Annotated in this window: 13 protein-coding genes; 7 read left to right on the forward strand and 6 right to left on the reverse strand. The window is 71.5% G+C overall.

The annotated features are described in order from the left end of the window. The first annotated feature begins 75 nt into the window (after positions 1 to 75). On the forward strand, positions 76 to 684 hold the full coding sequence (locus C1I93_RS11530; RefSeq protein WP_181445127.1) for a dihydrofolate reductase family protein: 609 nt from the start codon (positions 76 to 78) through the stop codon (positions 682 to 684). Positions 685 to 795: 111 nt separating this feature from the next. Here C1I93_RS11530 and C1I93_RS11535 read toward each other — a convergent pair whose 3' ends face one another. From C1I93_RS11535 to C1I93_RS11545, 3 genes are all read right to left on the reverse strand, one after another. Continuing rightward, complete coding sequence (locus C1I93_RS11535; protein ID WP_111243255.1) at positions 796 to 1461, reverse strand: STAS domain-containing protein; 666 nt, start codon at positions 1459 to 1461, stop codon at positions 796 to 798. Between the two features lie 84 nt (positions 1462 to 1545). Continuing rightward, complete coding sequence (locus C1I93_RS11540; RefSeq protein WP_111243256.1) at positions 1546 to 1815, reverse strand: GlsB/YeaQ/YmgE family stress response membrane protein; 270 nt, start codon at positions 1813 to 1815, stop codon at positions 1546 to 1548. Positions 1816 to 1849: 34 nt separating this feature from the next. After that, positions 1850 to 2332: an STAS domain-containing protein gene (locus C1I93_RS11545; RefSeq protein WP_223256401.1), complete on the reverse strand. Its 483-nt coding sequence runs from the start codon at positions 2330 to 2332 to the stop codon at positions 1850 to 1852. A gap of 112 nt (positions 2333 to 2444) precedes the next feature. Here C1I93_RS11545 and C1I93_RS11550 point away from each other — a divergent pair, with 112 nt between their 5' ends. From C1I93_RS11550 to htpG, 5 genes are all read left to right on the forward strand, one after another. Next, positions 2445 to 3128 carry a response regulator transcription factor gene (locus C1I93_RS11550; RefSeq protein WP_111243257.1) on the forward strand — a complete coding sequence of 228 codons (684 nt, stop codon included), beginning with the start codon at positions 2445 to 2447 and terminating at the stop codon, positions 3126 to 3128. Beyond that, a complete protein-coding gene (locus C1I93_RS11555; protein WP_111243258.1) occupies positions 3125 to 4480 on the forward strand; it encodes a sensor histidine kinase in 1356 nt (451 codons plus the stop codon). The genes C1I93_RS11550 and C1I93_RS11555 overlap by 4 nt, the downstream gene beginning before the upstream one ends. Further along, positions 4477 to 5103: a GerMN domain-containing protein gene (locus C1I93_RS11560; RefSeq protein WP_111243259.1), complete on the forward strand. Its 627-nt coding sequence runs from the start codon at positions 4477 to 4479 to the stop codon at positions 5101 to 5103. The genes C1I93_RS11555 and C1I93_RS11560 overlap by 4 nt, the downstream gene beginning before the upstream one ends. A gap of 189 nt (positions 5104 to 5292) precedes the next feature. Then, positions 5293 to 5559, forward strand: a complete 267-nt coding sequence (locus C1I93_RS11565; protein ID WP_111243260.1) for a GlsB/YeaQ/YmgE family stress response membrane protein — start codon at positions 5293 to 5295, stop codon at positions 5557 to 5559. A gap of 192 nt (positions 5560 to 5751) precedes the next feature. After that, positions 5752 to 7668: a molecular chaperone HtpG gene (gene htpG, locus C1I93_RS11570; RefSeq protein ID WP_111243261.1), complete on the forward strand. Its 1917-nt coding sequence runs from the start codon at positions 5752 to 5754 to the stop codon at positions 7666 to 7668. A 21-nt stretch (positions 7669 to 7689) separates the two neighbouring features. Here the strand turns inward: htpG and C1I93_RS11575 are convergent, their stop codons facing one another. The 3 genes from C1I93_RS11575 to C1I93_RS11585 all read right to left on the reverse strand — a co-directional run bounded on the left by C1I93_RS11575 (position 7690) and on the right by C1I93_RS11585 (position 9801). After that, the gene (locus tag C1I93_RS11575) at positions 7690 to 8880 is read right to left on the reverse strand and encodes an MFS transporter (RefSeq protein ID WP_111243262.1); all 1191 of its coding nucleotides are present in this window, start codon (positions 8878 to 8880) and stop codon (positions 7690 to 7692) included. Between the two features lie 79 nt (positions 8881 to 8959). Beyond that, positions 8960 to 9439 carry a hypothetical protein gene (locus C1I93_RS11580; protein WP_111243263.1) on the reverse strand — a complete coding sequence of 160 codons (480 nt, stop codon included), beginning with the start codon at positions 9437 to 9439 and terminating at the stop codon, positions 8960 to 8962. A gap of 44 nt (positions 9440 to 9483) precedes the next feature. Then, positions 9484 to 9801 carry a hypothetical protein gene (locus C1I93_RS11585; protein ID WP_111243264.1) on the reverse strand — a complete coding sequence of 106 codons (318 nt, stop codon included), beginning with the start codon at positions 9799 to 9801 and terminating at the stop codon, positions 9484 to 9486. A 369-nt stretch (positions 9802 to 10170) separates the two neighbouring features. Here C1I93_RS11585 and C1I93_RS11590 point away from each other — a divergent pair, with 369 nt between their 5' ends. Further along, on the forward strand, positions 10171 to 12891 hold the full coding sequence (locus C1I93_RS11590) for a M14 family metallopeptidase (protein WP_223256402.1): 2721 nt from the start codon (positions 10171 to 10173) through the stop codon (positions 12889 to 12891). Positions 12892 to 12903 lie beyond the last annotated feature (12 nt).

Below are 12903 nucleotides of genomic sequence, written 5' to 3' on the forward strand. Positions count from 1 at the left end.
GTGTCGACGTGCGGGCGGGCCGGTCGTCGCCAAGGTGGGGGCGGCACGGTGCCGTCCACGAGGAGGCAGAGGATCATGCGACTCACGCTCACCACGTTCCTGACCCTGGACGGCGTGATGCAGGGGCCCGGTGGGCCGGACGAGGACCGCAGCGGCGGCTTCGAGTCGGGTGGTTGGGTGCCGCCACACTTCGACGAGGGGCTCGGCGGTTACGTGACCGAGATCTTCGGCCGGGCCGACGCGTTCCTGCTGGGCCGGAACACGTACGACATCTTCGCCGCCTGGTGGCCATACGCCGATCCCGCCGACCCGATCGGCGCCGCCCTCAACCGGCTGCCCAAGTACGTGGCCACCAACCGCGACGACGAGCTGACCTGGGCGGGGTCACGGCGTCTCGACGGTGACCTGGCGACGGCGGTCGGCGCGCTCAAGCGCCAGCCGGGACGGGAACTGCAGGTGCACGGGTGCGGGCGGCTCGCCGCGTCCCTCATCCGGGAGGGACTGATCGACGCGTACCACCTGATGATTTTCCCGGTGGTGCTGGGCACCGGACGCCGGCTCTTCGTCGACGGCGTGCCCCCCGCCGGCCTGCGCCTGGTGGACCACCGCAGCACCGCCGCCGGCGTGACGATGCTGACCTACCACGCCGCCGGTGCCCCGGTCTTCGGCGCGATGGGCAACTGAACCGCGAGGGCTGCCGGGCGCGTCGGCCGAGCCGCGCCGCGCTCGCCGCGGTGGGCACGCGGGCCCTGGTGGATCCAGCCTGGCACACGGGGGTCAGGCTGGATCGCGGGGTCAGGCCGGGACGCGGGGGGTACGCCGGCGGGGAGCGCCCGCGGCTTTGTGCCCGCCGACCCGGTGCCGGGCCGCCTCGGCCGGTGTGACGTCGACCCGTACGACCTCGATGCGGTCCTGGGGCACGTCCTCGCGCAACTGGGCGAGGGCGTGCTCCAGGGTCTCGAAGATCGGGAAGACGCCGTCGAGCCGCATCGTGTGCAGCACGGTACGGATGAACCGCGACGGCGCGGCCAGGCAGAGCCGTGCGTCGCGTTCGCGTACCTCACGGTGGGCGCGGACGAGCAGGCCCAGCCCCACCGAGTCGATGACCGAGACTTTGGCCAGATCCACCACGACGGTTCCGTCCACCTCGACCGCCTCGCGCAGCGCGGCACGCAGCGCGTCGTCGGCGTCCGGGACGAGATCGTCGCGGTCGACGAGCACCGTCACGTCGCCGAGGTGCTCGGCTTCGGGCTCGCCGAGCGGATTCGTGCCCGGCGGCAGGGCGCTGCACCGCGGGCAGCGGTGCGGGCCGGTGGCGAACGGGGAACCGCTCCAACCGTGATCGGAGACGAGCGTCCAGACGACCTCGGCGTCGGGCAGCACACACGCGGTGCCGGTGGTGGTGTCGCCGCACGCGTCGCAGATCAGGGTCATCAGGTTGTCGTCCGGTACGACGGTCATCCTGCTTCCTCTCCGGTGCCGCGGCCGTCGGCCGGGTCACGGGCTCGGGGCGTCGGGCGGAGGGCGCCGTCGCCGTGCGGACGGTCAGCGGGAGTCGGAGTGTTCCTTGCCGGCGGTGGCGACCACGATGACCACGCCTACCGCCGCGAGGCCGGCCTGCACGACCAGGCCCAGCAGGCTCAGCCCGCGCACCCCGACCAGCCAGGCGCTGATGGCGCCGAGCAGCGCGGCCACCGCCCCGATGGTCATGGTGAGCCAGAGCGGCACGCCAGGTCGGCCGGGTAGGACGAGTCGGCCGAGCGCGCCGACGGCGAGGCCGACGGCGAGCGCCGCGGCGATCCCGGCGACGGTCATGCTGCTCCTCGTGCTCTCGGACGGTTGGTGCTGGTCAGCTGCGTACGGTGACGGTAGCCCGGCCGTACGCGGGCTGTCGTGGTGCGGCATCCGGCCGCGCCGGACCACCGGACGACGGCCCCTCGGCCACGGCCGGTGGTGGTGCCGCCTCGCCGGCTGCCGACGGTGCGTCGCCGGCGTGCACCGGCAGGATCTGGTCCAGGTGGGCGGCCTGGAGGATGCGGGCGATGCGCGGGTTCGGCTCTCGCAGCGCCAGGACGCCGCCGGTACGCACGAGTTGCCGGTGCACGTCGAGCAGGAGGCCGATCGCGGCGGCGTCGATGTGCCGGCAGCCGGAGAGATCGACCACCACCCGGGCGGGCCGCAGCGCCAGCAGGCGGTCGAAGACCGCGCCCGTCTCCGGCAGGCAGGCCAGGTCGAACTCGGTGATGGACACCTCCACGAACGGAACGGTGCACTCGGGGCGGCGTGACGTGGTCACCTCGGTGTCCTCCTCTCCGGTGAGGTCGGCTCTCACCCTGCCGATCGGGGTTGGCGGGCACCGCGCGGACGTATGACAGTTGCGTGACAAAACACCCGCAAGCCGGGCGCGGTTGGCTGGTCGGCGTGGCCTTGGAGATGATGCCGGTATGACAGCGGTACTGGTGATCGAGGACGACGACCGGATCCGGTTGGCGTTGCTGCTCGCCCTGGAGGACGAGGGGTACGACGCCCGGGGCGCGGCGACCGCCGAGGAGGGCCTGCGCACCCAGCGGCGTGATCCCGCCGACTACGTCCTGGTCGACCTGATGCTGCCCGGCATCGACGGCTTCGAGGCCATCCGTCAGCTACGCCGCGACGACGACGTACCCATCGTGGTGGTCAGCGCCCGCGACGACACCCACGACATCGTCGCCGCCCTGGAGGCCGGCGCCGACGACTACGTGGTCAAGCCGGTGGCGATCAAGGAGCTGACCGCCCGGTTGCGGGCCCTGCGCCGACGGGCCCGCACGGTGGGCACGGTGGAGACCGCGGTGCCGGTGCTCGCCTTCGGCGAGCTGGAGGTCAGCCCCGAGGCCGGGGAGGTGCGCCGGGGCGGCGAGCCGGTCTCGGTGACCCGCACCGAGTTCCGGCTGCTCTGCGAGCTGGCCGAGCACGCCGGGCGGGTGCTCTCCCGCCAGCAGTTGCTCAGCCGGGTGTGGGGGTACGACACCGGCGACGAGCGGCTGGTGGATGTGCACGTGGGCCGCCTGCGCCAGAAGATCGAGCTGGATCCGGCCAATCCCCAGCACCTGGTGACCCTGCGCGGGCTGGGTTACAAGCTGCAACGATGAGACGCCTCGGACTGCGGGCCCGGGTCACCGCCGCGTTCGCGGTGGGGGCCCTGTCGCTGTCGGCCTCGATGGCCCTGGTGTCGTACGAGCTGACCCGCCGGACGCTGCTCGACGAGCGGGAACGCACAGTGCTGCGGGCCGCGTACTACGACGCGGCGGTGATCCGCGCCGGCCTGGACACCGACAGCCCGGACGCGGCCGAAGCGCTGCGGGCGCTCGACACCGGCACCAGCCGGCGGGCGATCCTGCTGCTCAACGGCGAGTGGTATGGCCGCGCCGCCGACAGCGGCATCACCACCGCCATCCCGGCCCGACTGCGGGACCTGGTCACGGCGGGGGAGCCGGCGGTGCAGCGGATCCGGGTCGACGACCAGCCGTTCATGCTTGTCGGTGTCCCGCTGTCGGAGTCGGCGTCCTTCTACGAGATCGCGTCGCTGCGCGAGTTGGAGCAGACCTTCCAGGTGCTCGCGTTGGCGCTGACCGCAGTGGCGATCATGGTGGCCGGATCGGGGGCGGCGCTCGGCTGGTACGCCACCCGGCACGGACTGCGCCCGCTGACGGCCGTCGCCGACGCCGCCGAACGGATCGCCGCCGGTGACTTCACCACCCGCCTCGCCCCGGACACCGACCCGGACCTGACCCGCCTCTCCACCTCCTTCAACCGGATGGTCGACGAACTGGCGCAGCGCATCGACCGGGACCGGCGCTTCGCCGCCGACGTCAGCCACGAGCTGCGGTCGCCGTTGCAGACGCTCGCCGCCGCGGCGAGCGTGCTGGCCCGGCGACGGGACAACCAGGACGAACGGACCGCGACCGCGGCTCGGCTGGTGGCCGACGAGATCGACCGCTTTCAGCGGCTCGTCAACGACCTGTTGGATCTGGCGCGCAGCGACCAGCCGGTGGATCGGGAACCGGTCGAGCTGGTCGAGCTGGCCCGGCAGGCCTGCCGGGACCGGGACCTGCCGGAGTCGATGGTGGAGCTGGCGGCGGACACCCCGGCGACCTGGCGGGTGGATCGGCGTCGGGTCGCCCAGGTGCTGGCGAACCTGCTCGACAACGCCGAACGCTACGGTGCCGGCCCGGTGGCCGTGCGGCTGCACCGGGACGGCGACACCGGCGTGATCGAGGTGGACGACGAGGGCCCGGGGGTGCCGGTGGAGGACCGGAATGCGATCTTCGATCGGTTCGTCCGGGGGCGGGCGGCCAACTACCGCGGTGGTGGGGACGGCACCGGCCTCGGGCTGGCGCTCGTCGCGCAGCACGCTGCCGGGCACGGCGGCGAGGCTTCGGTAAGTGACCGCCCCGAGGGCGGGGCCCGGTTCCGGGTCACGTTGCCCGGGAGCCTGTCATGACGGCACCGCACCCGGCGCGCGGTAGGCCGCTCGCCTGCCTGCGAGCCCGTCTGGTCCTCGGGCTACGGGCCACACTCGTCGCCGGCCTGGCCGGACTGATCGCCGCGTGCGGGGTACCGGCCGAGGACCTGCCCCGGGCGGTGACCCCGCCGCCGGGTCCGTTCCCGCAGCAGGCGACCGCCACCCCCACAACGGCCGAGACCGGTTCCGCGACCGAGGTCCTCTACTTCTCCCGCGACGACCGGCTGGTGCCGGTGATCCGCCGGGTCGACCAGGCCCCCGCGGTCGACGCGCAACTGCGGGGTCTGCTCGCCGGGCCGACCCCCGCCGAGCGCGACGACGGCCTGACCAGCGCCCTGCCCGGCGCGCTCAGCAACGCCGTGGTGCAGCTCGTCGACGACCAGGCCCGGGTCACTGTCGCGCCGGCCGAGCCGGAGAGCGGCCGCCTCGACGAACCGCTCGCGTACGGGCAGATCGTGTGTACGCTCACCGCCCGCCCCGACGTCTCGACTGTGGTCTTCCTGCGCGACGGTGCCGCGCTGAGCGTCCCCCGGGCGGATCTGTCGCTGTCGACGGAACCGCTCACCGCGGCCGACTACGCGGTGTTGATCAGCCCGCGGTGAGTCCCGGCCACGCCCGGCAGCCGGCGGGCCGGCAGATGTCCGTGGACGGGCCCGGTGTCCATGACGAAACTGCCTCGGAAATGTGACGATCGCCGCACAAAGCGCCTGCGGCCGGGGGGTTGGAGTTTGCCGCGACCACCGACCCGGGCACCAGTTCTGCCGACGTACACGCTCGGAGGGACAGCTCGCATGGAAATCACCGGCTTCTTCACCGCCATCCTCATCGGTCTGGTCATCGGGGCGCTCGGCCGGCTGGTCGTGCCGGGCCGGCAGCGCATCCCGTTCCTGCTGACCATCCTGATCGGTATCGTCGCCGCGATCCTCGGCACGCTCGTGGCCGCGCTGCTCGGCGTGGACGACACCGCCGGCATCGACTGGATCGAGTTGTTCATCCAGGTGGCCTTCGCCGCGATCGGTGTCTCGATCGTCGCCGGCACGTACGGCCGTCGCCGTTGATCGTCGCGACCCGCGTCGGGTGACCGGCGCGACCACCGGCCCGTTCCCCGTCCGGGGAGCGGGCCGGTGTCGGATGCGACGGCGGGCACGACAGGTTCCGGCGCGGGTGAGCCACCCGACGCACCCGGGCGGCGACGGATCGTATCCTTCTCCTGGATCGTCATCGGCTGACGGGGAGAGAGGGGACCTGGTGTGAACGACCGGACCGAGACGTTGGAATTCCAGGCTGAGGCGCGCCAGTTGCTCCAGCTGATGGTCCACTCGATCTACTCGAAGAAGGACGTCTTCCTCCGCGAGTTGATCTCGAACGCCTCGGACGCGCTGGACAAGCTGCGCCTGACGGCACTCGTCGACAAGGACCTCGTGGTCGACACCGACGACCTGCACATCGCCATCGAGGTCGACCGGGACGCCCGCACCCTCACCGTGCGGGACAACGGGATCGGGATGAGCCGCGACGAGGTCGTCTCCGTCATCGGCACCATCGCCAAGTCGGGCACCGCCGAGTTGCTGCGTCAACTGCGCGAGGCCAAGGACGCCGGGGCGTCGCAGGAGCTGATCGGCCAGTTCGGGGTGGGTTTCTACGCCGCGTTCATGGTCGCCGACCGGGTCGAGCTGGTCACCCGCCGGGCCGGTGAGAGCGGCGGCACCCGCTGGGAGTCCACCGGCGCGGGCACCTACACCATCGCCTCGGTCGACGACGCGCCCCAGGGCACGGCGGTGACCCTGCACCTCAAGCCGGCCGACGCCGAGGACAACCTGCACGACTACACCGCCGAGTGGACGATCCGCGAGATCGTGAAGCGGTACTCCGACTTCATCGCCCACCCGATCCGGATGACCGTCGAGCGGCCCGGCGAGGGTGACGCCGAGGCCACCACCGAGACGGTGACGCTCAACTCGATGAAGGCGCTCTGGGCCCGCCCGCGCGGCGAGGTGGAGCCGACCGAGTACCACGAGTTCTACAAGCACATCAGCCACGACTGGACCGACCCCCTGGAGACCATCCACATGCGGGGGGAGGGGACCTTCGAGTACGAGGCGCTGCTGTTCATCCCGTCGCACGCCCCGATCGACCTGTTCTCCCCGCAGGGACGCCGAGGCGTGCAGCTCTACGTCAAGCGCGTGTTCATCATGGACGACTGCGACGCGCTGATGCCCAACTACCTGCGCTTCATCAAGGGTGTGGTGGACGCGCACGACCTGTCGCTGAACATCAGCCGGGAGATCCTCCAGCAGGACCGGCAGATCCAGGCCGTGCGCCGACGGTTGGTGAAGAAGGTTCTGGCCACCGTCAAGGAGCTCAAGACCGGGCAGCCGGAGCGGTACCGCACCTTCTGGTCCGAGTTCGGCGCCGCGGTCAAGGAAGGTCTGATCGACGACATCGACAACCGGGACACCCTCCTGGAGATCCTGTCGGTGGCGTCCACCCAGGACCCGGCCGAGCTGACCGACCTGGCCGGTTACGTCGGCCGGATGAAGGACGGCCAGACCGACATCTACTACGCCACCGGCGAGAACCGGGCCACCATCGAGAACTCCCCGCACATGGAGGCGTTCCGGGCCAAGGGCTACGAGGTGCTGCTGCTCACCGACCCGGTCGACGAGGTGTGGGTGGAGCAGGTGGGCAGCTACGACGGCAAGACCCTGCGTTCGGTCGCCAAGGGCCAGGTCGACCTGGACACCGAGGAGGAGCGCAAGGAGGCCGAGGCCGAGCGGGAACAGCAGCGCACCGAGTACGCCGACCTGCTCGGCTGGATGGGTGGTGTGCTGGGCGACTCGGTCAAGGAGGTGCGCCTGTCGTCGCGGTTGACCACCTCACCGGCCTGCGTGGTCGGCGACGCCCACGACATCACCCCGACTCTGGAGAAGATGTACCGGGCGATGGGGCACGAGGTGCCGAAGGTCAAGCGGATCCTGGAGCTGAACCCGACGCACCCGCTCGTCACGGGTCTGCGCAAGGCCCACGAGCAGGGCGACGCAGACCCGTCCCTGGCGGAGACCGCCGAACTGCTCTACGGCATGGCGCTGCTCGCCGAGGGCGGCGACCTGGGCGACCCGTCGCGGTTCGCCCGGATCCTCGCCGACCGCCTCACCCGCACCCTCTGAGATGTAAGGAGGGGTCCCCTGCTAACGCCTCGTGGATAGCAGGGGACCCCTCCTAACGCCCCACCCCTGCGCCGCCGTACGCCAGGTCAGGGCCGCCGCGGCCAGGCAGGCGGTGGCGGCGAGGAGCAGCGGTGGTCGAGCGCCCAGCAGCACGGCGGCCGAACCGAGTGGGTTCGCCGCCGCGATCGGGCCGAACATGAGCGTGTTGGCGGTGGCGGAGACCCGACCGAGCAACGCGTCCGGGGTGTGCGTCTGCAGGGCGGTGACGGCCGCGACGAGGGCCCAGGGCAGGCCCACACCGGCGATCACCGAGGCGAACACCACCACCGGCCACCACGGCAGGCACCGGGCCAGGCAGCTCACGCCGAACAACGCCGCGCCGGCCACGGCCACGGTGGTCGGGTCGTACCGGGCGATCAGCCGGCCGACGACCACGCCGCCGGCGAGTGACCCGACACCCTGGGCGCTCACCAGTACGCCGAGGAACGTGATCGGCAGGCCGAGGAGGTCGGTGACGACGGCGTACCCGGCGGCGGTGGCGAAGCCGGAGATGCCGATCGCCACTGTGGCCAGCACCACCGGCAGCCGGATGGCCGGCGACCCGAACAGCACGGCGAGGCCGCTGCGGATACCCCGGGCGCGGGGCGCGGCGGTGGAGGGCGTACGGGTCAGCCGCAGCGCGGCGTAGAGCGCGGCGGCCAGAGCCGGCAGGCCGGCGGCGAGCAGCGCGACGACCGGGCCGCCCTGCCAGGCGTACAGGCTGGCACCGAGCAGCGGTGCGACGAGCTTGGCGCCCTCCTGGGCGCTGGACCGCCAGCCGTTGACCTGGCCGAGTTCGGCGGGGGAGATGGCGGCGGGCAGCAACGCGCTCTCGCCGGCGTCGATCAACACGTACGCCACGCCGTAGACAGTGGACACGACGTAGAGGAGCCACACCTGCTCGGGTCCGCGGACCGTCAGCAGGGTGGGCAGGACGGTGGCCAGGGTCAGGTTGGCGGCGATGATGACCAATCGCCGGGGCAGCCGGTCGACGAGGCCGCCGAGCCACGGGCCGGCGAGGGTGGGGACGTACACGCAGGTGGCGGCGAGGGCGGCGAGGCTGGGGGAGCCCGTGAGGTCGAAGATCCAGAGGCCGGTGACCAGGGCCATGGCGGTGCCACCGAAGCCGGACAGCAGCGAGACCGCCACGAACAGAACCGCGTTGCGCCGCACGAGCCGCCCCCAGGATTGAGTCGAAGTGACTCATAGCCTCAGTCCTGAGTCGAGGGGAGGCAATACCGATCGACTGCTGTCAACGACGCGTTGACAGCGCGGCGGCGAGGTCCCGGGCGAGGCCGTACACCGGCTGCGGCAGTTCCGGTCCGCACCGGGCGAGGTCGACGGTGATGTGCCGGGCCAGGTCGTACAGGCCACCGGGTTCGGCCGCCAGCGCGAGCGCGGTGGTGCGCCGGGTCAGCGCGGCCCGGGGGAAGCGGCGATCCCAGCGGCGGTCGGCGTCGATCCACTGTTGGAGACCGGCGAGCAGACCCCGCATCGTCGCCACCTCGGTCGGCCACTGCCGGTCGGCGGCCCTGCGGCGGGTACGTCGGGCCGCGGCGAGCCGCTGGCGGCGCTGCTCGGCGGCCTGCCGGCTGCCCAACCCCAGCACCTCGGCGACCTGGGTCCAGGTCGCGCCGGCCTGCCGGGCCCGGTCGATCAGATCGAGTTCGGTCTCGTCCAGCCGCTCGCGGGCGGACGGAATGTCGGCGAGGCGGGCCAGCGGGTCAACCACCCGTCAACACTACATTGACAGCCACCGCTGGCCGCGACGCCCGGTCAGGCCGCGGCCGAACTGCGTCGTTCGGGCCCCCAGGTGGGCAGGGCGGTCGCGGCTGCCCAGCCACCCCGCTGCGGTCCCTGCGGTGCGTTCGTCTCGTCGGCCGGCCCGCCCTGGGCCAGGTTGAGTGCGCGTTGAGCCTGCTCCCACGGCCCGCAGGGCCACTGCGCTCCGGCGCAGATCAGGTGGACGCAACCGCCCTCCTCGGCCGGTGCGTGGGCGTCGGCGACGTCCAGGGCGAGCCGCCACAGCAGCGGATCGGTGACCTCGTCCGGACGGTCGGTGACATGGCTTGGCCGGTCGGCGTTCTCGGACACGCGTGATCCCCCCTCGTTTCGAGCCTCTGGCTCTTCTCTCCAGTCTGCCCGCAGGTCAAACGCACTTCCGTGGTCGCTTGGGAAGAGGTGTGCAGGCTCACCTGTCCAGTCCTTGGGACGATTGACAGGCCACCTCGGACGGGCGAAGGATGTTCGCAACCTGATCACTCCTATGTGCCGGTGGATGACGCTGCGTAATCGGTGCTGCGGGCAGCGTCCGCGCCGGGCGCTTCGTCGTGGCTGTTCACGGGGCTGAGGGCAGCCGAGACGCGAGCGCGAACTCCTCGTCCATGCCGCACACCGAGAAAAGGGGCCACAAGCCTCATGTCCGATACCCGTACCCGTTCCCGGTGGCGCTACCGACTACCCGTGTCCGCCGCAGTGGCCACCGGCACCGCCGTGTTGTTGCTGACCGGCCCGCCAGCCGTGGCGGTCGTGCCGCAGGCCGCGGCACCCGAACCCGCGTCCGCATTCATCACCCCCGACCTCGGCCGACTCGCCGACGAACAGGCGAATGTCATCGAGGTGCTGCTGGCCGACACCGACGAGTTGGACGCGCTGGTGGCCACCGGCGTCGACCTCGACCACCACGTCGACCGCACCGAGGACGGCATCGTGGTGCACGCCGTGGTGACCGGAAACGAGGTGGCCACGCTCACCGCCGCCGGTTTCACCTTCGGCAAGGTGCTGCACACTCCGGCCGACTCGGCGGCCCGGATCGCCGAGCGTGAGGCGACGATCGCCGCCCACCTGGCCGAAAACCAGGAGTTCAGTGCCGGGGCGGGGAAGGCGGCCCGGTCGGTCGCCTCCGACGTCAAGATCATCCGCGCTGACTACTACACCAACGGCACCACTCAGGTGCTGTCGGTGGAGGCGAAGTGGGCGCAGGGCCAGACCGCCACCACCGCACTCACCGTGCAGCGGGACAGCGGGCCGGGCACCGAGATCGGCTCCGGGGGTACGCAGAACATCACCCGCTTCGTCGACGGCGGGGCCTACATGTACCACCGGGGCGCGGCGACCGTGACCAGCAAGCCGGAGTACGTGCAGATCACCAGCCCCACCGGCGGTGTCGCGGTGGCCGAGGTGAAGGAGTGGCTGCCGATCGAGGGCGACTCGCCCGAGGGCCCGGGCTACCAGAAGGACTTCGTCACCAGCTACCTGACCCCCACCGAGCTGTACGCCCGGATCAAGACGCTGGCCGAGCAGTACCCGAGTCTCTCCGAGATCGTCGAGCTGCCGTACAAGACGAACGGCTACCGGCGTAAGGCGCAGGCCGTGCTCGGCACCGCCAACGCCAGCCGGGTCGGCGTCGACTCGCTGGCCTGGGGCCACGAGGGCGGTAACAACCTCGCTGTCGAACTGGCCAACCCCGGTGCGGCCGCGTCGCCCCTGACCGTCGCCGTCACCGGCAACGACGTCCGGGTCAGCCTGGCCACCGACGCCTCCGGCGCGGTCACCAGCACCGCCGCCGAGGTCGTCGCCGCCCTCAACGAGCAGGCGGGAACGCTGCTGAAGGCGTACACCTATCGGGGTAACGCGGGTGCGGGCGTGGTCGCGCCGGCGGCGCGGACCCCACTCACCGACGGCCTCGCCGCACCGGCGTCGGTCTCCCGCGAACCGCACACCGTGTACGCGATCCGGATCGGCAAGCACCGCGACGGCTCCAAGCTCGGTGTGCTCGCATACGCTCAGGAACACGCGCGTGAGTGGGTCCCACCGTTGGTGACCATCGAGACGGCCGAGCGGCTGCTGCGCAACTACGCCATCGACGCCAACACCCGCGAGCTGGTGGACAACCTGGACATCTGGATCGCCCCGTCGATCAACCCGGATGGCGGGCACTACTCGTTCTACGACTTCGCCTCGCAGCGCAGGAACATGACCAACCACTGCCCGACGACGGGCAACGCGGACTTCCTGGCCCGCAACTCGTGGGGTGTGGACAACAACCGCAACTACACCGAGTACAGCCTCTTCGACGGCTACTCGGGCGCCTCGGCCAGCTGCACCAGCGACACGTACGCCGGGCCCAGCGAGCTGTCGGAGCCGGAGAACAAGAACGTCGACTGGCTGGCCTCCCGGGGCAACATCAAGTTCTCGATGAACCTGCACTCCTCGGGTAACTACTTCATGTGGTCGCCCGGCGCGTACGCGACCCCGGGCCGGATCTCCGCGCCGCGGCCCACGGTGGCCGAGGAGTCGCTGTTCTGGGGTGCCTCGTCGCGGATCCTGACCGCCATCAAGCGGCACCGCAACCTGGCGGTGACCCCGGCGCGTACCGGCCCGATCGCCGACGTGCTCTACTCTGCGGCCGGCAACTCCGGTGACATGCTCTGGTACAAGTACGGCATCTACGCCTGGAACTTCGAGGTCGGCACCTCGTTCCAGCCGACCTGGGCCTCGGCCCGGGAGGAGACGTTGGAATACTCCAACGGTCTGGTCGAGATGCTGCGGGTGGCCCGGGACTACGACACCGACGAGGTCGCGCCGACCAGCTCGGCGAAGGTCGAGGGGAGCGCCACCGCCGGCATGGTCGACGTGACCTTCTCCACCAGCGAGCCGGCCGCGGTCTTCTACACCGTCGACGGCACCCGGCCGACCTTCGAGTCGACCCTCTACGGTTCGGCGGGTATCCGGGAGGGCGGCGAGACGCTCACCCTTCCCGCCGGCACCACCCTGCACTGGTTCTCGGTGGACGCCGCCGGCAACGTCGAGGGCGGCTACCAGCCCGACGGCACCGGCGACAACTACCAGAAGAAGAAGGCGTACGACCCGAAGGAACTGCCGCTGACGACCACCGTGCAGGTGCGGTGCGTGGCGGGCAAGGCGTACGTCGGGGTGCAGGCGTTCAACGACCACACCGCAGCGGTGAGCATCGCCCTGGAGAGCGCGTACGGCAACAAGTCCTTCGCCAACGTGGCGCCGGGCGGGAATGCCTTCCAGCAGTTCAACACCCGTGCGAGTGCGGTATCGGCCGGCTCGGCGACGGTCCGCGCGACCGGTTCGCTCAACGGCGAGGCGGTGACGACCGTGGTGACCAAGGAGTACGCGGGCGTCAACTGCGCCGACCCCCGTCCAGCCCTGTAACTGCCAGCGACA

The organism is Micromonospora endophytica, from assembly GCF_003236305.1.
Taxonomy (GTDB): Bacteria; Actinomycetota; Actinomycetes; order Mycobacteriales; family Micromonosporaceae; genus Micromonospora; species Micromonospora endophytica.